This is a genomic window from Spiroplasma melliferum KC3 (assembly GCF_000236085.2).
Lineage (GTDB): Bacteria > Bacillota_I > Bacilli_A > Mycoplasmatales > Mycoplasmataceae > Spiroplasma > Spiroplasma melliferum.
In genome coordinates this window covers 222,666-247,582 of record NZ_AGBZ02000004.1, presented here as the reverse complement: position 1 = coordinate 247,582, position 24,917 = coordinate 222,666, and the positions used below count along the sequence as shown (strand labels likewise).

Sequence of the window (24,917 nt, the reverse complement as noted above, 5' to 3'; positions counted from 1 at the left end):
AATTAAAAAATTTTTACTTTAATTTTTGTTTTCATATTTCTTCAGTATTATTAAGCAGAAAACAACTAACAATAGCCTATGTTATCTACTAGTTTATTTATTTTATAAATATTTATTTTAGAATTTAAGTAAAAAAAACAAAAAGAACATCTTTTAAATCAATATTTAACATAATTTTTATGTTTATTTTAGATGTTCAATAACTATTATTATCTTTCTTACTAAATATTAAAAAGATAGTAACTACGATAATAATTTATTAACTTTCATTAACATTAATTCCAATATTTTTACATTTTTCTAACAATTTAATTTGTTCAGGTGTTCGTTCTGCAAGAGGAATTTTTAAAATAGTTGCAATTTTTTCTTCAATTTCATTTTTCATCATTTCAACTTGACCTGATGTGACATATGAAAATAAATCAAAATAATGATTATTAAGAAAATTAAACGGTTTAATTATTTTTGTATTTTTAAGTTTACCTAAGCCAAATACTTTACTATATTTTCATGCTGAGTCCATATAAACTAGACCCGGATTTTCTTTCGAACTAAATATAATTCCATAAGGATTTTTTAATTTCATTAAATCACTAGGTTTAATTAATTCCATTCCTTCTTTTCTTATTTGAACAGGATCAATCATAATTCGTTTTGTTTGCAAGCTACGTGAACGTGAATGAGATAAAATTTCAACTGTTTCAGTTCCTAACATATCTGAATATGTTTTTGCAGTATCAAAATTATTAGTTTGAATATAAATATTTAAATTACAGTTTGAAATAATAACTGTTCCATTTTCTTTCCCATATTTTTCATAAACTTGATCTAAATCTTGAACAATTATTAGGAAAAACATTCCCCTGCTCCGAGCAACCGTAACAAAGGATTGGAAATTAGGAATTGTTGGCATATTTCCAAACTCATCTAAATAAAATTGAATATCTCGTGGTAAACGTTTACTTTTTCGTTCTGTTGCAATTGCTACATTTGCTTTATATAACTGAGAAATAATTAACGAAGCAAAAATATGACGATTAGTTTTTTCATCCGGAATAATTAAAAATAAAGCTTTTGGTTTTTCAGTAAACTTAAATAAATCAATTTCATTATTACATACAATAGATTGAATACCAAGATCTTGATATATTTGTAATCCACGGTCTAAAGTTGAAAATATTGAACCTAATTCTTTTTCTCCGGTTGCTAATGCATTAGCCCCGATAATTTTTGCTAATGATGTTGATGGTAAACTAGCAAATCAGGCTTTCATTTTTTTACGGTCACTACAAAGCATATTAATTAATGGAAAATTAAATTTTTCTAATGGCAATGTCGCTGGATTATCATCTAATATTTCTAATAATCCTAAAATAATTGTTTTTGCAATACTAGCAGCCATACTTGCAAAATGGTCATTTTCCCCACCAGTTAAAGGTCAAATTGTTAAAACTAAATCGTTAATTTCTTCAATTGCTAATGATTTTAATTCATTTCTAGTTGCTTCAACAAATTCTTGTGCTTCTTTTAAATCAAAAAATCATTGATTGCGAAAAATTGCAATTTTTTTGTTAACAATGTTTCTAAAACATTCTGCACAATTAAATTCATCATGATAATAACAAACATATTTTTCCAAATGTTTTTGATTTTTAACTATAAAATATTTTAACTCTTTTGCAATAGTAACTGAATCATAATAATACTTGTAAGAAATTGCCAACGGGTTTCAAGAAGACGAATTTTTAGGGTCACGTAAATTTAAAACTAGTACTTCATAACCATTTTTTTGTAATAGTTTTGATAAAACATCATATAATTCTCCTTTAGGATCAGTAAAAATTAGACATGGTTTATATCTTTCTGGTAAACAACTATTATAAATAGCAGAAGGCATTACAATTTTTTGTGATTTCCCACTATTAGTTGCTCCTAAACATATTGCATGTGTATTACCACGAACATTAAAATTAATTTTACTGTTTTTTCTCAAAAATCTTACTACTCATCCTGCTTTATTTTTAACATCATGTAAATTATGAACAGGATATAATTTATTAAATTCCTTAATACTTCCTTTCTTGTCTAGTTCATTTACAATTCATTTTGCTCCTCCATATTCTGATGTTTCTGTTTTTTTAACATATGTTTTTTCAAAATGTTTTGCAGCAACAAATATTATAAAACAAGCAATTAATCAAAAAAGGAGTGAAATAACTAAAATGCAAATCAAGACAAAAGTGATATTTTCAGACATAAATTTTCATAAATAAGGAAAAAATTTACTAAAAGTAAAACCTGGCATTTTTCATACTTTGAAAAATGAAATAATAATGGTACCAAAGATATTAGCAATCGGGAAAAAAACACACGCAGCGATTAAACTATCTTTTTGGTGTTTTGAAAATCTTTTACTTTTATGCATATAAAAAACTTAGTGTAGAAAAAAGGAACATTCCTACGATTCCAATAATTAATACTATAATATTAATTTTTTCTTTATAACTAAGAATGCTAACTACTTTAGTTTTAATATTTTCAATATCTTTTTCTTTATTTATTAAATTTTTATTTGAATTTTTTATTGTTTCATTTAGCATATTACTAAAATTTTTTTTCCGAGCTCTTTTATATTTTATTAATAAAATTATTTCATAAATAACTAGAACTAAACATAAAATTGCTACTGAAGATAGTCAAGTTCTTACACTCATATTTTCTCCAAAAAATAAATTAATGTAATTTACCAGTAACCTTGGCCATATACAAAAAAATTATAGCATAAATATCATATATCACCTTATTATTTTAAAAAAATAAAAAAGCAATTAAAATATTAATTGCCTGTAAAAACTAATATGTATATGTATATTTTTGAATAAATTTAAAGTAGTAAATTTGATTTTTAATAACCTAACCCCTTCTTAATATTGTCTTTATTTATAATAAAATTTTAAATAAAAATATTTAGAAAAATTTCTATTTTATAAACTATATATTTCATTTTCTTCAACATCCACTATCCCATTTTGTCCAATTTTTAATTGTGATAATGGTTTCGCTTGCTTTACCTTTGATGGTCAATTTTTGCCTGTTACTTTAAAGGCTTCTTTTGCAAAAAAGATATTCATTTCGTGTAAAAGTTCTTTATATCTTCTAGCACGTTCTTCATCAAATGGTTTAATATTTGCGACTGCTTCCTCATATGTCGGTAATTGTGGTTTTATTTCACTATATGATGGCAAACCACTCACTTGATTGTCTGACTGAGAATTTATGATTGCTTCACTATATGATGGCAAACCACTTGTTTGATTAAATAATTCCAAATTGTTTTTAATTGTTCCTTGTCCGAAACTTTTTGGTTCAATTTGATCATCGATATTTTTTTGAACATATCTACCTATTGTTCCATACATTTCAGTAACAACTTGGTTTGATACTTCATAGGTTTTCTTTTTACTAAAACCAAGTTTTTTTAAAAATATATTAATTCTTTTTTTAATTGATTTGTAAGATTTTTTTAAAGTTGTTTTAAATCCTGAAGTAATTTCCATAAATTCTTCTTTCTTTTAAATATTTAATTAATTACTTTAATGAAATAATTAATTAAAGTCATTTATTTTAAAAATATCAATATTTATATTTTTAAATCATATACATTTTCACTCTATCATATTTATATTAATTTAGCAACAATTTTAAAATTAAACCTCCTTTGGCAATTCTAAATCATTTTATCGTTAAATATATGTTGTGAATTGTTAAAAATACCCTTCTAATAGTTATATCAGAAATTTTTTATTTTTAAAATAAATAAAAATAAAAATCTTTTAAATAAAATTATTTTAAACATTTAATACGAATATTTAAAAGAAAAATAATATTATTTAAAGATTTTAACTTAGTTTATCATTTTATCTTTCAACAGTGTTTTCTTCTACTATACTATTTTCATTTTCTGTTATTTTTTTATACACATTGCTAACTTTTGCTGAATCTAACTGTGAAACTGGAACAATTGTTTCTTTTTTTAATTCTGAAACTGGTTTAGCTGGTGGTAAATAATCATAGATTGGCTCATTTTTAGAAGATGGAATATTTTCATAAATTGGCTCAGCAACTGATTCATAAATTGGCTCAGCAACTGATTCATAAATTGGTGTATTATTTAATTTAATTGGGATTTCATATCCATATTCATCTTTAGTACTATCATTATTCAAAAAAGATCAAGATATATTGCTTAAAAAACCTGGTTCAAAATTTAGATTTTGGTCTGAATTAGAAATTTTTCGATAATTTTCCATTGTTTCTATTAAATTATGTGTATTTTTTGTTGCAATTTGCACTGATTGCTTTTTACTAAAGCCTAATGCTCTTGCAAGTTTTTTAATTTGTTTTCTGGTATTTTTTAGAATTTTTTTTACTAATTTTTCAATTTTTACCATAGCACGCATAGTTCTTACCCTTTATCATTATTATATTTATTAAGGATTAATAAATATAAGTCATGTACTTTAAAAAACCATTTTTAAATCATATACAACAAGATACTACTATACTTAATTTATTTTGTCAATTTAGAGTTAAAACAAAAGAAAATAAAAATGTATCAAATTTGATACATTTTAAAATCTAGTTTGTGCCAAAAACATTTTTGAAAACTTCATCATATGTTCCAACTGGAATAATATTCAATGTTTCTTGCACTTCTTTTGGAATATCTTCAATATCTTTAATATTTTTATGTGGAATTAAAATTGTTTTTAAACCACTACGGTTGGCTGAAATTGATTTTTCTCGTAACCCACCAATTGGTAAAACTTGTCCTCGCAAAGTAATTTCACCAGTCATTCCAATATCTTTTGATACCGGACGATTACTTAAAGCACTAATAATTGCTGTTGTTAAGGTAATTCCAGCTGATGGACCGTCTTTTGGAACTGCTCCTTCTGGAACATGAATATGAATATCATGTGTTTCAAAGAATTTTGGATCAATGTTAAATTTACCAGAATTTGCTTTTACATAGTCTAATGCAATTGATGCTGATTCTTTCATTATGTCACCTAATTTTCCAGTTAACACTAATGAACCTTTTCCTAAGAAACTATTAACTTCAATTGGTAAAATATCACCACCAAATTGAGTATATGCTAACCCTGTTACAACTCCAACTTGTGATTCTTTTTCTTTTTCAGTATGTTCAAAACGACGTTTGCCTAATAGTTCATTAACAGTGTTTGGTTTAACTGTTAAATTAACCATTTCTTTATTTAAGAACTTAAAAATAAATTTCCGTGCAACGGCATTTAAATCTCGTTCTAACTGACGAACTCCTGCTTCACGCGTATAATATTTAATTATTTCATTAATTGCATCATCAGTAATTGTTAATTGTCCATCTGCTAAACCATTATTACTTAATACTTTTGGCACTAAATAATCTTTTGCAATATGGAATTTCTCCAACTCAGTATATGATGATAATTGAATAATTTCCATTCGATCAATTAAAGCTTCTGGAATATTATCATAGTAGTTGGCTGTTGCAATAAACATAACATCACTTAAATCATATGTTTCTTCTAAGTAGTGGTCAGAAAATGTTGAATTTTGTTCTGGATCTAATACTTCTAACATCGCACTAGCAGGATCACCACGATAATCTGAGGCCATTTTGTCAATTTCATCTAATAAGAATAATGGATTTATTGAACCAGCACGTTTCATTGACTGAATAATACGCCCCGGCATTGCTCCAATATATGTTTTACGATGTCCACGAATTTCTGACTCATCTTTTACGCCTCCCAAGGCCATTTTAACAAATTTTCGCCCTGTTGCTTCAGCGATTGATTTTGCTAAACTTGTTTTCCCAACCCCTGGTGGCCCTACTAAACAAATAATTTGTCCTTTTAAAGATTTAGTCATTGTTTTAACAGCTAAGTATTCAATAATTCTTTCTTTAACTTTATCTAAACCAAAATGATATTTATCTAACACTTCTTTTGCAAATTTTAAATCATTTTTTTCTTCTGTTTTTTCATGTCATGGAATTTGCATCATTCAATCAATATAAGTTCGAATAATATTTGATTCACTTGATGCTTGTGGCAATGCTTCATAACGAGTGATTTCTTGTTCAATTCGTTCTTTAATATTTTTTGGAAATGGTTCATTTGCTAATCGTTCTTTATATAATTTCATTTCATCAGCTGCACCATCAAATTCATCTAATTCATCTTTAATTGCTTTTAATTTTTCCCGTAAGTAATATTCACGTTGTTGTTCATCAACTCGTTCTTTAATTTTTTTGCTAATTTTATTATCAATATCATTTGCTTGTTGTTTATTAACTAAATGATCAAAAATAATTTGAAGCCTTTTTTCAACATCTAATTCCTCAATAATTTCTTGTTTTTTCGCCACTGGAATAAATGGTAAAAATTGGGCAATTGTATCAACAACTTCATTCCCATCAACTGAATCACCAATTTGATCTAATAAATCTTCTGGCAAAATATCCTGTAATTCCATTAATTCTTTAATATTAGCTGTTAATTTTTCAACAATTTTATCTTCTGATTTAACAAATGACTTCAAAATATCAATATCAGCAGCATAAAATTCTCCTTCGCGTAAATCTAAAATTTTTACCCGATCAACTGCTTTAAAATTAACTGTTAAACTACCATCTTCCCACACTTTACGAATTTTTAACTCTGCTAAAATCCCAATTCGATAAATTTCAGATAACTTTGGATTATCTTCTAACGGTTTTTTTTGACTAACTAAAACAATATGATTATCAAAATCCTTGCTAGCTGTATTTACCGCTAAAATTGATTTATCTCGTCCTACCTCTAATACTTGTTCAAAGCCTGGAAAAATATAACTACCCCGTGTTACAAGAACTGGTACATTTTTTAATTGTGTTATTTTTGAATCCATCTTCAAAACACCTCCTGTTTCTTTTCTTCATTTATATTGACAATATCTTATCTTATTTTAAAAAATATCGCAATATAAATTTAAGTTACACAAAAATTATAACAAAAAAATTAGCACTTGCAATAGATAAGTGCTAATTTTTAAAAAATCATCACCCCTATTGTTTATTATATCTTTATCCCAAAATGAAGGAATACCAGTTTTTAATTAATAATACTCTTATTATACCACAAAAAGAAAGAAAATTCAGCACTTTTCATACTACTTCAAATTGTCCTACTATATAAAAAACTAACAATAATGTTAGTTTTTATTCTATTCACCATTATTTTGATATAAAAAGGCAAATACCTTATCATGAATAACTTGTTCTTTTACTTGTTGATCAGATACTAATTTTGTTTCTTTTAATGTTTTACCATCAATTCCAAATTGTTTTCCTAACTTTTCATATTGTTCATCAATTTCTGCTTCAGTTGCCGTAATATTTTCATTTTGAACAACTGCATCAACAATAACACCATTTTCTAAACGATTTTTAGCGTCTTTAAATAACTCATTAAAAATATCTTCTTCTGACATTCCTGTTCGTTTTTTATAAGTTTTCATATCCAGCTGTTGACCTTGCAACTTTTGTTCAAATTCATGTTTTAATTGATTTGCTTCTTTACGAATAATTGATTCTGGTAAAGCAATCTTTGAATCTTCTGCAATTAAGCGGAATAAATGACCAATAAAATGATCATATTCTTGTTTTAATAATTGCTCATAAATATTATTTTTAACATGCACTTCCAATTTAGCTAATGTATCGATGCCTTTTAAATTAACATCTTTTGCTAATTCATCATTTAATTCTGGTAATTCTTTTGTTTTAACTTCCTTAATATTTAACTTAAAAATAGCAGGAGTTGCTTTTAATTCTTCAACATGATAATCAGCTGGGAAAGTAACATTAATTTCTTTCTTATCACCTGTTTTTAAACCAATCATGGCATCTTCAAAGCCTGGAATAAATTGACCACTACCAATCTCTAACGTAAAATCTGTTGCTTTACCACCTTTAAATGGTTTTCCATCAACAAAACCTTCAAAATCAAAAATTACTGTGTCTCCAGTTGTAATTTCTGTTGTCTTTGGTTTAAAAATTGCAAAACGATTACGTAATTGATTAATATTATCTTCAATCTCTGCTTTTTTAACTTCAATTTTTGTCTTCTTTAACTGTTTATCAGTAAAGCCAGTATACTTACTAATTTTAACTTCTGGTTTTAAATCAAATTCTAATTGTAAGATATATTCTGTTTTACTAATTTTTTGTACACTTGGAACTGGTGATGAAAATGGTTCAATATCTGATTTTTGATCAAATGCAAACTTATAAGCTTTATTAACAACTAAATGATGCGCTGCATCTAAAATTTTTGCTTCAGTTAAATGTTTTTTAACTAAATCGGTAGGTACTTTCCCTTTTCGAAAACCAGGGACCTCTAATTGCTCTGCTGCTTTTTTTTCAGCTTTTTGAATATAATCTGTTCATTCTGTACCATCAATGATTACATATCATTTTCCAATTCCTTTATCTTGTATTTTTTCCGCTTTAAATTTCATATTTTACTCCTTAACTAATTATTGCACATAATTTATTATAACAAAAAGAATGACTTTAAATAACTTTTTTCCCCAATTTATTTTGCTTTTATGACTTATTTCTAAATAATAATTTATTTTATAATCCTTCTTGATCTAAGTAAGGAAGATATTTTTTTACTATTTCAACTTGGACTTTAAATTGTTCTGCCAAATCTTGGACTACTATTTGCTCACCATACATCCGATGACCTTGATATATAATGGCAACCGTTAATGCTTTTTCTTCATTATTTTCTAAAAAATAAGGATATAAGTTATAATAGTATGTTTCTAGCAAATATAAGCAAGTATGATATAAACTAGGATTATCATTATAAACTCATTGGTCTAATAATTTCATTATGGTCTTAACTTGTTCATTTTCTTTATATGGTATTATTTGGCTTGGATTCAAGTGAAAAGTGCCATTTGTTTTTTTCACTTCAAAGATTTCTGTAATTTCTTGTTTTTTTAATAAGTATAATAAATAAATCTTTGCAAAATCAGTTACTTTTTTATTCAAAAAATATTTACGAATTACTGGTAAAATTTGTCGTAAATTTTGGTCTTTTAAATATTGAAAAGCTAATAATTGTGTTTCTTCATCAGCTGGATTTGCTAAAATATCACTAATTTTTGCTAATGTTCAAACTGTTGTTTCTCTTGGTTTTTGCTCTTGCATTTTTTCATTAACTTCTTGTAATAATCTTCTCAATACTGTTTCAACTTGTTGAGGAATATAAGGCATCATTAATTCATCATTAATTTTAACAAAAGCACCATTATAATCATAATTGCTAATTAATTTTTTAATCTCATCAATTAATTCATCATAATAATTCAATGGTGTTTGCATTTAATAAATCCTCCTTTAGATAAAATAATCATTTATATTATTATAACAATTTTAAAAAAATAAAACCTTATTTAAATGATTAAATAAGGTTTTTAATTTAATTACAATTTAAAAAATGGCGCCCACGGAGAGATTCGAACTCCCGACCCTACGCTTAGAAGGCGCATGCTCTCTCCTACTGAGCTACGTGGGCATACCATAGAAATAATAACATAAATTAAAGAATATTTTCAAGAAAATAAGTTTGCTTTTTTAAAAATAAATTTCATCAATAATATTATAATCATGTAATGCTTCTGTTACTTCTTTTCTTGGTTTTATTATTATAAATTGCTTTTGCAGGTGAATTACTGCGCGATAAATTAAGATAAAAACAATACTATTAATTGTAAATTTCAATAAATTAAAAGGAATAATTATTGGTACTAAAATACTTTTAAATCCTTGTACTATTTCGCGGGAAAGATTTAAAAAATGAGCATACATATCATAAATAAATAATCAATTAAATAATGCCATTACAAATGAAACAGTAATTGTTGCTAATCCAACATTTATTGTTGTAATTAAATAATCAGTTTTTTTTGAAAAATTATTTTTAAACAAGCGATTAATTCCTTTTCGGAAAAAGTTATCACCTAATCAAAAAACTAATAAAAAGATTAAATCAGCTAACATTAAAGCAAATATATCAATTGGAGTATCAGCTAAGTAAACCATTCTTAACCAACTAACACTAATAGTTAAAAAAGTAGCATAAATAATACCAAACAAACGAACAGCTAATAACATTAAAAAATCAGTTAATTCAATTTTCAAAAACGGAGCAACTGGAAAAACTGTCAAATTCATTATTTTACTTAATCATGACAATAAAACATATAAAGCAATCACAATTGCCATTGCAACAATTCTTTTTGTATCTAAGTAAAATAAATCTTTTATTTTTGTCTGCATATTATCACCTTATTTAATTATAAATTATTTTTAAAATATAGCAAAGTAAAAACTAACTATAAAAATTATTAAGTTGGATATAAAATGCTTTGTATAAATTATATACAAAGCATTTTATATCCAACAATTTATTCTGTTTCAGGTTTAACATTTCCTAGTTTGTTTATAGTAACTATAATGCTATTAAATCCTTCAATTAAAATTGTAGTTTTATTAGTTTTTGCAATTGTTAAGTTTTCACTAGATAACTCTTTTACTAAATTAACAAGTTTTTCTTTAATTTTAATATTTTTAATATCTTCTCTGTTTGTTATTGCCTCTATTGCATCTTTTTTATTGCTATCAATAAAGCTTCATAAGTAAGGTAATGCGGCTTCTAATTTTTGTTTTGCTCTCAATTCTGAACCATCAGCCATTCCTTTATTAAGAACTTGAACCAAAATTGCATATGCAGTATATTCTAATGTATCAGGGTCTTGTGACAATTGAACACTATCTAATATAATATGTACTGTATCTTTTGCAGAACCAAGGTATAAATCCATTAAGATTTCATTATTTCCTGTTCTTAAAACAGCAGTTTTTTCAATGATTTTTGCATCACTATCTTTTAAGCTGTTTATTAATGTAATAATTTCTTCTCTAACTTTTTTATCACCAATATTGTTTGCTTTTTCTATTGCTTTAATTTTTGATTGTTCAATTGCAACTCATAATAATTGAAAAGCAGTATCGTAACTTTGTCCGGCATGTAAACTTGATCCATCAACTGATTCAATTTCACTAACTGCTTCTTTAATATAAGTTAAAGCAATTGCTTCTAATCCACAATCATAATTGAAATCTTTGAAAACTTCTTGATTTGAATTGAAACTTGGTAATGAAGTCGTTGTAACAATAGGTCCAGTTAAAAATCCTGCTAATGTAAGGCATTTAATTAATTTACACATAATAATTGATCTCCTTTTTCTTTTTTAATAATTAAATAAATTGCTTCATACAATTTATATGAAGCAATTTTAGTATTAATTTTATTCTAATTATTTTTACTGTTTATTAAACTTCAAGTGCTTTAACATTAACTAAGATTATAGACATAATATTATTTGTTTCTTTAATTTTTAGATTAATTGTTATTTTTTGATATCCAGCTTTTAAAAGTTTAGTATCTCCATTTGGAATTATTAAATCTTCTGCTTTAATATCATTAATTACGGCTGTAATTTCTCTAGCATCCATATCATCAATTATTGAAGCGATTGCATCAATTTTTACTTCATCAATTTTACTATATATTAAATCTTTTGCGCTATTAATTACTTCACGTTCTGTTAATGATGCTCCATCTACTGGATTTTCACGAATTTGGTCAAAGATAGCTTTTGCAGCTTTCTCTTCAATAGAAGCTCTTTCTTGCAATAAATTATATCCTTTTCCAATGTCACCACCGATTGGTTTAACATTAATTAACATAATAGACATAATGTTATTTGTTTCATTCATTTTTATATTAATTGTGACTGTTTGATAACCAATTTTTAAAGATTTAGTATCTCCATTTGGAATTTCTATATTATCAACAGTGATGTTCATAATAGCATTAGTAATTTCTCTAGCATCCATGTCATTTTCAATTGAAGCGATGGCATCAAATTTAACTCCATCAATGTGTTTGAAAATTACTTCTTTTGCTTCATTTAATTTTTGTCCTTCTTTTAATGATGATCCATCTGCTGGTTCTAAACGAAGTTGATTAGCAATAGCTTTCGCAGCTTTTTGTTCAATAGTAGCGGCATCTTGTAACAAACTATTTGATGAAATAGCAATATTGCTATTGGTTTCTAAGATTGGTAATGAAGTTGCAGTCACAGCAGGTGTTGCTGCAAGTCCTGCTAATGTAATGTATTTTAATAATGTATTCATAGTAATTGGCCTCCTAATTTATCAATTTTTTATTTTTTATAAGTTTGATAAGTTGGTAATTTAATACAATTTGATACATTTTTTAATACAATTTTATTTGTTTCTTCATAGCCTCCTTTCTTACTTTCATTGTATACCTAAATTGAGCAAATTACCAAAATTTTTCATTTTTTTTAAAATAAATAAAAATAAAAATAATTTACTAGTTTTATTAAAAATGTGTTAATATATAATATAAGTTTCATTTTATTTAAATTTATAATTGGCATAAAAATAATAATTATCTTTTATTTTCCTGAATATAACACAATAATTCTGTTTAATATTACTACAAAAAAATGAAAAGGATTAAAAAGGCATAACATTATTTGCCTTTCTATGCTATATTAATAATTAGGAAATTAATGAAAGGAAGAAAAATAATGAGTAAAAATAATGTTTTACCAATTATCGTTGAAATCCCTAAGGGGTCTGGTCATAAATATGAATACGATCTTAAAACAGGACGAATCGTTTTAGATCGTGTTTTATATGGTGCTAATTTTTATCCAGGAGAATATGGTTTTATTGAAAATACATTAGATTGAGATGGCGACCCCCTTGATGTAATCTCATTAAGCACTTATCCAACAATTCCTGGCTGTCAAATTAATGTTCGTATTTTAGGAACAATTAATATGATTGATAACGGTGAAATTGACACAAAATTAATGGCTGTTATGGCGGATGATCCTCGTTTTAATCATATTCAAACTTTAGAAGATGTTCCATTAGCAATACGAAATGAAATTGAAACTTTCTTTTTACAATATAAAACATTACAAAAAAAAGAAGTTAAAATTAATGGTTGAAGTGGATTAGACCAAGCTTTAAAAGAAATTAAAGAATGCCAAGAACGTTATTTAGAATACAAAGATATTTTAGAAACAAAAGGAAAAGATGCTGTGATGAAAATTTGAAAAGAAAAAGGATTAGGGCAAATTTAAACATATAAAAAAACTAGTGTTAATGACAATGTCAATTCAAATTGACAGAAAAAAGAGACATTTTTATTTTGAAACTCCATTCGTTGTTCGAATGGAGTTTTTCTTTGTTTAACTCTAGGTCTGACAAAATTATAGAAATCAACATAATTTGAAACAATGTTCATAATATTACTAAAATTAAGACTGTTTCGTTTATATAAGAAAAAACATTCATTTTTAAATGAACTGAATCAAGTTTCACAAGCACCATTATTTGGTGAATTACCACGGCGAGACATCGAAATAATAATTCCCATTTTTTCACACAATTCTTTTCATTGCGGGGATGTATATGCATAGCCTTGATCTGAATGAATAATTAATTTTTTGGGACGTCCTGCATAATTTCAAACTGATACTAAATTCTTAAAACTCAAATTAGCATCAGCATGATTTGATAATTTTCAATCTATTATTTCACCATTGAATAAGTCACGGACAATTGATAAATATACCATTCCATTCTTAATAGGTAAATATGTGATATCTGTCACTCATTTTTTGTTTGGTTCAGATGTAACAAAATCTCGTTTTAAGATATTTGGGAATCTGAGAGGACCTGATTTAAAATAATTCGGTTTTATTTTCTTCCGAATAGACTTAATTTTTAATATTTTCATATAGCGATAGACTACTCATTTGTTAACTTTGATATTTTTATATTTTTCTAACAAAATCGTAATCATTGGGTATCCATAAACACCTTTAAATTTATTAAATATTTCAAGTATTATTTCTGCTAAAACAAAATTATAGTTTTTATACATAGGTTTTCCTTGTTTAATCCATAAGTAATAACCTTATCTAGTAATACCTAATTTTCTACATAAAAAATCAACAGAATAATCTGTTGATAATTTATTTACTGCGAAGAACTTTTCTTTAATAGTCTTCGCCTCATACTTTTTTAATGCAAAATGTAATTTAGCAATCTCTTCTAATTCAGAACGTGACATTTTTTTGACATCATTTGAGTCAATTGTTGAAATACTAATTCTTCTTTTTGTCTTTTGTTTACTTTGAGATCCACGACCTCATTCTAGGTTATCAAAATTGTTTTGTACATCTACACGTCATCTATGGATAGTAGATTTGGCTATGTTATATTTTTGAACTGTTAGTTTAATGCCATTTAACTCAGCAAATGTTAAAATTTCTAGTTTTTCATTTTTGTTTCATTGTTTTGCCATAAGAAAAGAACATCCTTTCAATAAAATTATATAACAGAAAATGTTTGTCTCTTTTTTCTGTCAATTTTATTTTAGATGTTCATTAACACTAGTTTTTTTATATTATTTCTTTTCAATTAATTTTTCTGAAATTATGGCAACAATTTCTTCTGGTGTTTTATGATTGGCATCAATAACTAAAAAATTAAACTTATCTTTTGAGCGTTCATATCATTCCTCATATTTTCGGTTTAATAATGTTCAATAAGCGCTGCCAATATTTTGTTCACTAGCGCGGCCTCTTTTGGTAATTCGTTCCATTGCTATCTCTGGATCAACTCGTAAATAAACAACTAATTCTGGTTTAATGTTTTCATCTAAATATAAACTTTGTAAAACAACAACATCATAAAATTCTTTATAAACTTTATAATCTGTTGTATTCATATATCCTAACTCATATAAAACATCAACAAAAATTGGGTCTTCTAAAATACTACGGTCAAAAATAATATTAGATGTTATTTTTGCTTGTTTTAATTGTTTACTACGCGCCATTACCATATATACTTGCATTTTAAAAGCCATATCTTTTGGATCAGCATAATACTGATCTAAATATGGATTCTCCTCAACTGGCTCATCCATTACCATATAATGATGCTTTTTTCCCAATAGCTTACTAACAGTTGATTTTCCAACTCCAACAACTCCTGCTAATGTAATCCGCATTGTTTTTTCTCTCCTTTATTTTGTTTTTAAGTGTGATGCTATTCCAAAAAAAAGTTTAATTTCTTTGGGCTTTAAATAACGTCATTCACCAGGCTTTAATGTTTCATCTAATTGTAAAAAACCAATTGCAATTCGTTTTAATTTAATAACTTCATGCCCTAATGCTTGTATCATTTTTTTAACTTGATGTTTTCTGCCTTCATGAATAGTTAATAAAAGAATCGAAACATTTTTTGCTTCTTCATATTTTACTAATTTTGCTTGTGCTTGGCTTGTTATAATTCCTGGCTCAATTTCAATTCCTGTTGCTAATTGTTGTAATTGTTGTTTTGAAAGATAACCAGAAACTAAAACATGATATGTCTTATTAATAATATGACTTGGGTGTGTAATAATATTAGTAAATTCTCCATCATTAGTCAATAGTAAAAGACCACTAGTATCATAGTCTAAGCGACCTACCGGATAAATTCGTTCTGAAATACCTTTAACATAAGTTAAAACTGTTTTGCGATGTTGCGGATCATACATCGTTGAAACACAATTTCGTGGTTTGTTCAGCATTAAATAAACCTTATTTGAATTTTCATTCATAAGAATTTGATTATTTACTTGTATTTGATCATTTTTGCCAACTTTAGTACCCAATGTTGTTACCACAACATTATTAACTTTAACTCGTCCTTGAATAATTAGTTCTTCTGCTTTTCGTCGTGAGCAATAACCTTTTGCTGCAATAACTTTTTGTAAGCGTTCCATTACTTAAATAAATCCTGCTCTTTTTCTACAACAGTTTCTTTAATTTGTGGTAAATCTGCTAATGAAGTTAAATTAAAAACTTTTAAAAATTCCTCAGTAATATGATATGTCATTGGCTTTCCTGGCAAGTCACTTTTACCTGCTTCATCAATCAAATCACGTGCTCGTAATTTGTTAATAACACTGTCAGAATTAACTCCTCGTAACTCTTCAATTTCTGGCTTACTAATTGGTCCACGGTATGCAATAATTGCTAATGTTTCTAATGCTGCTTGTGATAACCGTGCTTCTATTTTATTATTAGCTAATTTTAAATAAAATTGATAATATTCTTGCTTTGTTGCTAAACGATATTTATCAGCAAAAGATGTTATTGTTAATCCACGATTATTACTAGTTTGATATTCTGCTTTTAATTTTGTTAAAACCTCTTCACACTCAGGAACAGAAATTTCAAGAATATGAGCAATTTCTTTTAAATTAATTCCTTCATCGCCACTAATAAATAATAGCCCTTCTAAAACAGCCATTTTTTCATTTAAATTCATCAAATTTAATTCCCCTCTTTCTGTAAATATGGTCTAATGTAAATTGCTTCTAAATGCTGGTATTGCTCAATTTCAATTTTTTGGTGGCGAGCTAAATCTAACAAAGCAATAAAACATGCAACAAAAACTTGTAATGATAAAGTAAAATTACCTAGTAATTCTTCTAATGTTCATTCTTTATCATCTTGTGCTAATAACATCATGATTCGTTCAGCCATTTCTTCTGGAGAAACTTCAGTAATAACAACATTTGATTCTAATGGTTTTGCCGCATTAATTCGTTCTAACATTTTCAAAAAACTATTCGTTAATTTATCAATATTAATTTTTGGTGATAATGGTAAATCTTCTTCTTTAATTGAATTCCCTTTAATAATTGTTCGTGGTTTTGATAAATAACGAATTCCCTCTTGATGTTGATCTTTAAAATATTGACTAACTTCTTTAATTTTTTTATATTCTAGCAAACGATTAATTAGTTCATCGCGAGCATCTTTTTCATAATTATCATCAATTTCAACCTGTTCTTTTGGCAACACTAACTTTGTTTTTGTCTCAACTAAATAACTTGCCATTGTTAAATATTCCGATGCAATTTCAATATTCAATTGTTCAATTTCCCTAATATACGCTAAAAATTGATCAGTAATTTCTGTTAACTTAATTTCAAAAAGATTCATTTCCTTTTCTTTAATTAAATGCAATAACAAATCTAATGGTCCTGAAAAATTATCAAGTTTTACTTCATAGCGTGGTAAATGTAACATTCTTTCTCTCCCATGTTTATTTTCTTAGTTAATAATACCGCTATTTTAAAAAAAATTAAAGACATTAAAACAAAAAAAGTGATTAACTTAATGCATCACTTTTATTGAATTATTTCATAAACTAATTCTTCTTGTGGTGGTTTTGTTGAAACAATTCGAAAAGTTCGTTGTGCTCAATCATAGACTGGAGCAGTAACATAGCGACTAGTATATAAAGTCATCACAACATCATCTTTTGCAACTTTTTCACCAGTTTTTTTATTTAAATAAATACCAGCATGATAATCAATTGCTTCATCTTTTGTATTACGTCCAGCTCCTAAACGAACAGCTAATAATCCCAACTCATTAGTATCGATAATTTCCATAAAACCAGCATGGTTTGCTTTAATTTCAATTACATTTTTTACTTTTAATACCTCTTTTAAAGTTAAATTATTATCAATAAAACTTAAATCTCCACCTTGCTTTTTAACAAAAGCACGGAAGTAATTTAATGGCTCTTCAGTTTGTAATTTTTCTTCACAAGCTTTAACTGCTGTTGCTAAATCGTTAAAAAGCCCTGCTTGGCATAAACTTAAGGCTGCCGCTTCACATACAATGTAAGTCAAATCATCAGGTCCTTTTCCTTGCAATGTTTGTAACGCTTCATAAATTTCAATTGCATTGCCGATGGTACGACCTAATGGTTGCGTCATATTAGTAATTTCAGCAGCAATTTTTTTATTAAATTTAATCCCAAGTTCAACCATAATTTGTGCTAATTTTCGCGCATCAGATATTGTTTTCATAAAAGCACCATTACCACATTTAACATCCAACACAATTCCATCACTACCAGTTGCAATTTTTTTACACATAATACTTGCCGCCACTAATGGTAATGAATCAACTGTTGCTGTCACATCGCGTAAAGCATAAATCTTTTTATCAGCTGGAACAAGATTATCAGATTGAGCCATAATTGATAAATTTGTTTTATTAATAACATCTTTAAATTCATGAAAAGAAAGTTCAACTTTAAAACCAGGAATACTTTCCAACTTATCAATTGTTCCTCCTGTTTGGCCTAACCCCCGCCCTGACATTTTTGCTACTTTTAAACCAAAGGCAGCAACTAAAGGCGCATAAATTAAACTAACCTTATCACCAACTCCACCAGAAGAATGCTTATCAACTTTAAAACCAGGAATCCCAGTTAAATCATATACTTCCCCTGAATTAACCATTGCTTCAGTTAAAAACGAAATTTCTGTAACTGACATTGATTGAAAATAAATTGCCATTAAAAAAGCTGACATTTGATAATCCGGAATAATCCCCGTTGTATATCCTTTAACAATAAAGTTAATTTCTTCTCGTGATAACTCTTGTCCATTTTTCTTTTTATCAATTAATTCTAAAATATTCACTATTCGATACCTTCTTTTTTTAAGTTACTTTTTTCTTTAATGAAGTTTTATATTCTTCATAAGCTTTTTTATGATCAACATCTTGATATTGGTCGATCCCTTTTTGAATAATTTGTTTAACATTATTTGCAATTAACTCAGTTGATTTGGTCATAAACGTATCTGGCTTAATTGGCTTGTGAAACACAACATGAACATACTTTTTCCCTCTTTTTTTAAATTCTTTATTAAAAATTGGATAAGAGTTAACAATTGAAACAGGAATAATTGAGACATGTGCTTTCTGGGCAATTTTAAAACTTCCAGCATGAAATTCTCCCATTTCTTGGCTTCGACTCCGAGTTCCTTCTGGAAAAACAACCATTGTTCGCGGTACACGAATTAAATAATTTGCCTCTTTAATAACTTCTAATGCCTGACGAGGGTTTTCACGATCTAAAAATAAAACATCAATTAATGTTAAAAAATTCCGAAATGTTCGGTTATTTTGCAATTCTTTTTTAGCAATAAATGCACAAGGTGCGGTTTTATTAAAATCATTTAAAGCAAATAATATTGCCGGGTCAACATTCGATTGATGATTGGCAATCATTAAACAACCTTTATCAATTCAATTATCACGATCATGAACAATTATTTTAACATCGTGTACTCATAACATATAACGTGTTCGTTTTTGCAATCAATGATAACGATATTCTTCTGAAACAATATTTGGATCTCTTTTAATTTTTTTGCTAATACTTCTTGCTTTAGTAATTGTTCGTAAAAATCGTGGTCATGTCAGAATAATTTTTCAAATATTTAACATTTTAACTTTGTTCCTTTCTCTTATAATATTTTATTACAAATTGTTGATATTCGTTTAATTTAGTTAAAGTAAATTGGTTTAAATCAAACGAAGGAAAATAAGTATCGCCTTGGTATTTTCCTTTAATAAGACTAGTAATTAATTCATCAGCATATGGTAATGTTGCCTCATAAATTTTTTTTCCCCCACAAATATAAATATCTTCGGTTGGATTTTGATGATAAAAATTAATAATTGCTGTTAAATCAGTTACTACTTCCACATCTGGATGCTTAATTTGATAATCAAGCTGTCTTGTTAAAACTAATGTTTTTCGTTTTGGTAATGGTCGTCCAATTCCTTCATAAGTCAACCGACCAAATAAAATTGTTTGCCCTAATGTTGTTTCTTTAAAATGCTGTAATTCTTCTCTTAAATGTCATGGTAATTGGTTATTTTGACCAATTAAATTATTTTCATCCATTGCTCATAATAACTTAATCATTATACTGCGACAGTTCCCTTAATTAATGGGGCTGGGTCATAATTTTCAAGCATAATATCCTCAAATTTAAAATCAAATAACGAAGAAATGGTTTGATTTAACTTCAAGGTTGGTAATTTCCGTAGAGAACGTGTTAATTGTTCTTTAATTTGACTAAGATGATTTTTATAAATATGACAGTCGCCTAAAGTATGGACAAAATCCCCAACATCTAAACCAACAACCTGAGCAATTAAATGGGTTAATAAAGCATAACTTGCAATATTAAAAGGAACTCCTAAAAAAACATCCGCACTACGTTGATATAATTGACAACTTAATTTATTATCTTTTGAAACATAAAACTGAATTAAAGTATGACAAGGTGGCAAAGCCATCTCATCAACTTCTGCTGGATTTCAAGCACTAATAATATGACGACGTGAATATGGATTCTTTTTTAAATTTTCTAATAATTTTGCTAACTGATCCACCCCATTAAAATTTCGTCATTGTTTCCCATATACCGGTCCTAAATCACCAAATTCAGCAGCAAAATTTGCATCAGTTTTAATTTTTTCAACAAATTCAGCTAATGTTTCATTATTATATTTTGATGATGCTTGATATTTCTCATATGGTCATTCATTTCAAATTCGAACATCATGATCCACTAAATATTTAATATTAGTATCGCCTTTAATAAATCATAATAATTCATAAACTATTGATTTAAAATGAATTTTTTTTGTTGTTAAAATTGGAAAACCTTCGCTTAAATTAAAACGCATTTGATAACCAAAATAAGAAATTGTTCCGGTATTTGTTCGATCATCTTTTTCTTGCCCGTGTTCCAAAATAAAACGAGCCATTTTAAGATATTGTTCCATCATTTTCACCCTATTTTCTATTCTCATATACTTAAATCTTACCTTATTTAAAAATAAAATCATCTGAAAAAATAAAAAAAAATCTTAACAAGATTATTTTTTTATGTTATCATATTACTAATTACAAGAGGTGAACAGCAATGAATAAATTTTTAAAAAAAATAATTAAAAAAATTAAGTTTTCATTAAGTTTATTTATTCCTGGCACTTTTAATCCTCTACGTAGTAAATATGAAAATGAAACCGAATTTGATTATGCATATATTTTAAGCAATTCAATTCATCAACAAAATGCTATTGATGAAACTGAAATTACATTAGAAGAAAAAGATAATAATTGTCAATATGATAAACAAATTATTAAAAAAATTAATCGTTTAAAAAAACCTAATAAAAATAATATTTTAGTAATTTTGGGTTTTGTTGTTTGGTTTTTTAAAATCAAAAATAGTACATTACCACCACAAGATTTTAATAGGACAATACAAGCAAAATAAATTAACGACCTAAAAATAACAAAATAATTTTTTCAAATAAAAAACCTTTCAAATTTTAAATAATAGTTAAAAATCTAGATTTTAACCCTTGTCTAGATTTTTTTTTATTTTATTAACATAAATAAAAAAATGTTATTAAATAACATTTTTAAAACCATGGATTAAATGGTACTTCAAGCCCAAATCAACCATTAATTAAATTATGAACTGCTTCTAAATTAAAATACAACATTACAATTGTTATAACTGCTAAAACTAAAACTACTAACACAACAATTAAAACTATTGCTCAAACTGGTAATTTTCGCTTGGTTGTTTCTTCATCATATTGAAATGGCATTTTTGTTGAATCAATTTTGCCCAAAACATTGCTATTATTAAAACCATCTGATGGAACAAAATCAGGTGATGAACTAAAACTTGGTGCTGCATTAAAATCTGGTGTTGGTCCAAAATTTGTATTTCCTTGGCCAAAATCATTTTGACCAGCAAAATTACCACCACCAAATTCATTTGTTTGATTAAAATCATGGTTTGACCCAAAAGGAGGCCCCTCATTAAATGTATCATCAAAACTCTCATCAAAATCGCTATTAATGCCTTGTTGTTGTTTCATCAAATCTGGATTCATAATTGCAAAATGACGGCCTGAATCTTGAGCATACTGTTTTTTATTAAAATTAGAACCTTGACTAGCAGATTGTTGTTGCATTCCTTGTAATTGTTGTTCTACTTCTGGCCCTGCCATTGGAGGATAAGTTAACATTCCGGGATATTGTGACATTTGCGGATAACCCATCATCATTGGAAATTGTGGCATCATTGGGTAAGGAAACATTTGCGGATAACCCATCATCATTGGATTATATGCTCCCATTCCCATCGCATTCATTGGGTTAGCCATAATAGGCATAACAAATGGTTGATAAATAATTGGTTGATAAATTGGTTTATTATGCTGCGGTTTAACTTCCGTCCCATTAATTCCTAAAGCTTTTGAAATATAAGAAGAATTAAAGGGTGGATTAGTTTTTGTTTTAAAATCATTTGCATTATCAGAAACTCTAATTGGTTTTGTTAATGGTGTTACTGGCGAATTTTGGTTTAATAAATTATCATTGCCAAAACCATTATTATTTTCAAACGAATTAAAATAATTTTCGTTTCCTCCATTAAATTTTGGATCATTATTATTCATGCGATACCCTCCATATCAATATGCCCTATTATCCACTTTGCTTATAAATGAATTATACCATATATTTAACTGAAATTAAATGAAACCATTGTCATAATTATTGGAAAGGTATATAATTATTTATCATTTTATTTAATTTTAATAACTTGTTTGTTGTTTTTTGCTTTGTAAATATTCTTGATCTTTTTCATCAACTTCATTAAAAATATGATGACGATGTTTATATCAAAAGAAATATAAAATAATGCCCACAACAATAGCTGAAATTAAATCATTTAACCCTAATAATATAAAATAATAAATATTACTCTGGTCTGTGCCATCCGATAATCCATGTGCTAAGAAATATCCACATAGCATTAAAATTGGTAACACAATAAAGGCACGAAACGAAGAACATAATGCTGCTTTCCGTGCATTATTCATTCCTTGAAATAACGAAACACCTAAAAATGAAATGGCAGCGCAAGGATAACTCATTAACATTAGAACTGCTATTCATCGATATTCATCAACTAAATCAGAAGGAAAAGCAAAAGCCATTAACAATTGTGGGCCAAGAGCAATAAATAATAATAGAGTAAAAAACAATCAGCCACTAATAATTGCTAATCCATATCAACAAGTTTGATACATTCGTAAATATTTTTTCGCTCCATAGTTATAACCAATAATTGTTTTCATCCCTTGTGCAATCCCTAACGCAATTGCGGTAAAGAAGGCAATTCAGGGACTTACCGCACTATTAAATAATTGGAAAGATGCTAAACCATATTGTTGCCGCTGAGCAAATTGTCCTGGCAACGATGAAATAATTGCTGATGATAAAATTGAAACTAAAACAGCACCTAAATTATTAATAAAAGATGAAAAACCTAACCGAAAAATTTCCTTAATTGTTGTTTTATGTAAATAAAAAAGATCACGTCAATGAAATCGCAAATAAGAATTCTTATTATAATAAATACAAATTAATGAAACAATAATAATAAAAATTCATGCAATAATTGTTCCTAACATTGTTCCTTCCAATAACATTTGACCATATTTTACAAAAATAATTGAAAATAAAGCATTAATTGCAATTGCTCCAATTGTAATGTAAATTGCAGCATGGCTTTTCCCATCTGTTCGTAATAATGTTAATAATAAATAACTAACAAACATTAAAGGACTAGCAAGTAACATTGGAAAAACGTAATGCCAAGTTAAATCTTGTACAATTCATGTTCCTTTTTTACTTAATTGAATTAAAATCATAATATTATCTCATTGTGGAAAGACTAAACAAAAAACAAAAAAAGCTGCAACAATTGAAAATAAAACGGTAATTGTTAAAGCATTTCCTGCTAAAGATTGTGTTTGTTGTTTATTACTTTGCCCAGATTTAATGGCAAATGTAATTGATGTTCCAATCGCAAATAAAATTGCAAAAGCAAATAATAAGTTATAAATTTGCATTGCAAAATGGGTTGATAAATTAACAAAAATTTTTGCTGATTCATATGTTAATTCACCATTATTAATTGAAATATGTTCTTTATATCAATCCAAATATGGTTGATGATGAAAAACATTTGGTGTAACAAATGTTAAGGCAATAAATTTATCAAGGATTGGATATAATGCTGTCATTGCCATCACAAGGACAGTTGGTAAAGAAAAAATAAAAATTGTTTTTCATAAATTGTCATAACATAACTTAATCTCGTTTTTTGAAAAAACGGTTTTGTTCATTATCTTCGTTCCCCTTTACAATACTATGTATCTATTATTTTATCATATTTTTAGCCAAAATGCTAGGTCAAAAGGAAAGGCTTATTTTAGTAGTTGGAATAAAGTAAGTGTTTGTTTAAGAGTCATAAATTTAATGCTTTTGGTATAAAAGCATTAACAAGACTTTGTCTTTTTAAGTTATTCTAATTAAACCATGAATATTTATATTCTGCAACATCAAAAATACAAATTAACCTTTGCCATTCGCATCGATAACATATTGTGAAAGACAATTTCACTATATGCTTTTGTTCCATGAGATTGAAAAAAAACAAACTTTTATTAAAATGAAAATACAAAGAAACTCAAATATGTTTTTAATAAAATTAAAAATTTTATTCTACTTTATTTAAGCGGATTTTGATTAATTGCTTATATTGTTATGTCATATCAAAATTAATGTTTCTTTTCTTAACATGACTAATGCAAGTAATAATTTTTTATTATTTAGATCTTAATCCTTTTAATAACAATAAAAAAGATTATTTATTCAATCTTGTTGCTTTTTGAATTTATTTGATATTTTAAGTTTTACTATAAAGTTT

The 24,917-nt window shown here is 26.8% G+C and carries 24 protein-coding genes and 1 tRNA gene; 2 read left to right on the top strand and 23 right to left on the bottom strand.

The window, feature by feature from the left end:
* Nucleotides 1–259 precede the first annotated feature (259 nt).
* The 11 genes from SPM_RS05515 to SPM_RS05465 all read right to left on the bottom strand — a co-directional run bounded on the left by SPM_RS05515 (nucleotide 260) and on the right by SPM_RS05465 (nucleotide 12,325).
* Entirely contained in the window at nucleotides 260–2,425 is a 2,166-nt protein-coding gene (locus SPM_RS05515; RefSeq protein WP_004028633.1) for a type IV secretory system conjugative DNA transfer family protein, read from the bottom strand.
* Nucleotides 2,418–2,714, bottom strand: coding sequence for a hypothetical protein (locus SPM_RS05510; RefSeq protein WP_004028632.1), 297 nt, complete (start codon nucleotides 2,712–2,714; stop codon nucleotides 2,418–2,420). The genes SPM_RS05515 and SPM_RS05510 overlap by 8 nt, the downstream gene beginning before the upstream one ends.
* A gap of 270 nt (nucleotides 2,715–2,984) precedes the next feature.
* Nucleotides 2,985–3,557, bottom strand: a complete 573-nt coding sequence (locus SPM_RS05505; protein ID WP_004028631.1) for a hypothetical protein — start codon at nucleotides 3,555–3,557, stop codon at nucleotides 2,985–2,987.
* A gap of 360 nt (nucleotides 3,558–3,917) precedes the next feature.
* Nucleotides 3,918–4,460 carry a hypothetical protein gene (locus tag SPM_RS05500; RefSeq protein ID WP_004028630.1) on the bottom strand — a complete coding sequence of 181 codons (543 nt, stop codon included), beginning with the start codon at nucleotides 4,458–4,460 and terminating at the stop codon, nucleotides 3,918–3,920.
* Nucleotides 4,461–4,638: 178 nt separating this feature from the next.
* Nucleotides 4,639–6,957: an endopeptidase La gene (gene lon / locus SPM_RS05495; protein ID WP_004028629.1), complete on the bottom strand. Its 2,319-nt coding sequence runs from the start codon at nucleotides 6,955–6,957 to the stop codon at nucleotides 4,639–4,641.
* A 315-nt stretch (nucleotides 6,958–7,272) separates the two neighbouring features.
* Complete coding sequence (gene tig / locus SPM_RS05490; protein WP_004028628.1) at nucleotides 7,273–8,568, bottom strand: trigger factor; 1,296 nt, start codon at nucleotides 8,566–8,568, stop codon at nucleotides 7,273–7,275.
* Between the two features lie 118 nt (nucleotides 8,569–8,686).
* On the bottom strand, nucleotides 8,687–9,445 hold the full coding sequence (locus SPM_RS05485) for a DUF3196 family protein (protein ID WP_004028627.1): 759 nt from the start codon (nucleotides 9,443–9,445) through the stop codon (nucleotides 8,687–8,689).
* Nucleotides 9,446–9,561: 116 nt separating this feature from the next.
* Nucleotides 9,562–9,638: transfer RNA gene (locus SPM_RS05480), tRNA-Arg, on the bottom strand.
* 59 nt (nucleotides 9,639–9,697) lie between these two features.
* Nucleotides 9,698–10,402, bottom strand: a complete 705-nt coding sequence (locus SPM_RS05475; protein ID WP_004028626.1) for an ECF transporter S component — start codon at nucleotides 10,400–10,402, stop codon at nucleotides 9,698–9,700.
* Nucleotides 10,403–10,530: 128 nt separating this feature from the next.
* A complete protein-coding gene (locus SPM_RS05470; RefSeq protein ID WP_004028625.1) occupies nucleotides 10,531–11,352 on the bottom strand; it encodes a hypothetical protein in 822 nt (273 codons plus the stop codon).
* A gap of 106 nt (nucleotides 11,353–11,458) precedes the next feature.
* Nucleotides 11,459–12,325, bottom strand: coding sequence for a hypothetical protein (locus SPM_RS05465; RefSeq protein WP_004028624.1), 867 nt, complete (start codon nucleotides 12,323–12,325; stop codon nucleotides 11,459–11,461).
* Between the two features lie 422 nt (nucleotides 12,326–12,747).
* Here SPM_RS05465 and SPM_RS05460 point away from each other — a divergent pair, with 422 nt between their 5' ends.
* Nucleotides 12,748–13,311 carry an inorganic diphosphatase gene (locus SPM_RS05460; protein ID WP_004028623.1) on the top strand — a complete coding sequence of 188 codons (564 nt, stop codon included), beginning with the start codon at nucleotides 12,748–12,750 and terminating at the stop codon, nucleotides 13,309–13,311.
* Here the strand turns inward: SPM_RS05460 and SPM_RS05455 are convergent.
* From SPM_RS05455 to thyA, 10 genes are all read right to left on the bottom strand, one after another.
* Entirely contained in the window at nucleotides 13,308–14,117 is an 810-nt protein-coding gene (locus SPM_RS05455) for an IS3 family transposase (RefSeq protein WP_004028622.1), read from the bottom strand. The genes SPM_RS05460 and SPM_RS05455 overlap by 4 nt on opposite strands.
* A gap of 33 nt (nucleotides 14,118–14,150) precedes the next feature.
* Nucleotides 14,151–14,540 carry a hypothetical protein gene (locus SPM_RS05450; protein WP_004028621.1) on the bottom strand — a complete coding sequence of 130 codons (390 nt, stop codon included), beginning with the start codon at nucleotides 14,538–14,540 and terminating at the stop codon, nucleotides 14,151–14,153.
* 102 nt (nucleotides 14,541–14,642) lie between these two features.
* Nucleotides 14,643–15,251 carry a deoxynucleoside kinase gene (locus SPM_RS05445; protein ID WP_004028620.1) on the bottom strand — a complete coding sequence of 203 codons (609 nt, stop codon included), beginning with the start codon at nucleotides 15,249–15,251 and terminating at the stop codon, nucleotides 14,643–14,645.
* 15 nt (nucleotides 15,252–15,266) lie between these two features.
* Entirely contained in the window at nucleotides 15,267–16,010 is a 744-nt protein-coding gene (locus SPM_RS05440) for a pseudouridine synthase (protein ID WP_004028619.1), read from the bottom strand.
* Nucleotides 16,010–16,558 (bottom strand): SMC-Scp complex subunit ScpB, encoded by a 549-nt coding sequence (scpB, locus tag SPM_RS05435; RefSeq protein ID WP_004028618.1) that lies wholly within the window; start codon nucleotides 16,556–16,558, stop codon nucleotides 16,010–16,012. The genes SPM_RS05440 and scpB overlap by 1 nt, the downstream gene beginning before the upstream one ends.
* Nucleotides 16,559–16,563: 5 nt before the next feature.
* Nucleotides 16,564–17,325, bottom strand: a complete 762-nt coding sequence (locus SPM_RS05430) for a segregation and condensation protein A (RefSeq protein ID WP_004028617.1) — start codon at nucleotides 17,323–17,325, stop codon at nucleotides 16,564–16,566.
* 101 nt (nucleotides 17,326–17,426) lie between these two features.
* Complete coding sequence (locus SPM_RS05425) at nucleotides 17,427–18,737, bottom strand: thymidine phosphorylase (RefSeq protein WP_004028616.1); 1,311 nt, start codon at nucleotides 18,735–18,737, stop codon at nucleotides 17,427–17,429.
* Between the two features lie 19 nt (nucleotides 18,738–18,756).
* On the bottom strand, nucleotides 18,757–19,548 hold the full coding sequence (locus tag SPM_RS05420; RefSeq protein WP_004028615.1) for a lysophospholipid acyltransferase family protein: 792 nt from the start codon (nucleotides 19,546–19,548) through the stop codon (nucleotides 18,757–18,759).
* 1 nt (nucleotide 19,549) lies between these two features.
* Complete coding sequence (locus SPM_RS05415; protein WP_004028614.1) at nucleotides 19,550–20,032, bottom strand: dihydrofolate reductase; 483 nt, start codon at nucleotides 20,030–20,032, stop codon at nucleotides 19,550–19,552.
* On the bottom strand, nucleotides 20,032–20,901 hold the full coding sequence (gene thyA / locus SPM_RS05410) for a thymidylate synthase (RefSeq protein WP_004028612.1): 870 nt from the start codon (nucleotides 20,899–20,901) through the stop codon (nucleotides 20,032–20,034). The genes SPM_RS05415 and thyA overlap by 1 nt, the downstream gene beginning before the upstream one ends.
* Before the next feature lie 140 nt (nucleotides 20,902–21,041).
* Here thyA and SPM_RS05405 point away from each other — a divergent pair, with 140 nt between their 5' ends.
* Nucleotides 21,042–21,398, top strand: coding sequence for a hypothetical protein (locus tag SPM_RS05405; RefSeq protein WP_004028611.1), 357 nt, complete (start codon nucleotides 21,042–21,044; stop codon nucleotides 21,396–21,398).
* A gap of 148 nt (nucleotides 21,399–21,546) precedes the next feature.
* Here the strand turns inward: SPM_RS05405 and SPM_RS05400 are convergent, their stop codons facing one another.
* The gene (locus SPM_RS05400; protein ID WP_004028610.1) at nucleotides 21,547–22,596 is read right to left on the bottom strand and encodes a hypothetical protein; all 1,050 of its coding nucleotides are present in this window, start codon (nucleotides 22,594–22,596) and stop codon (nucleotides 21,547–21,549) included.
* A 138-nt stretch (nucleotides 22,597–22,734) separates the two neighbouring features.
* Nucleotides 22,735–24,333, bottom strand: coding sequence for an MATE family efflux transporter (locus SPM_RS05395; RefSeq protein WP_004028609.1), 1,599 nt, complete (start codon nucleotides 24,331–24,333; stop codon nucleotides 22,735–22,737).
* Nucleotides 24,334–24,917 lie beyond the last annotated feature (584 nt).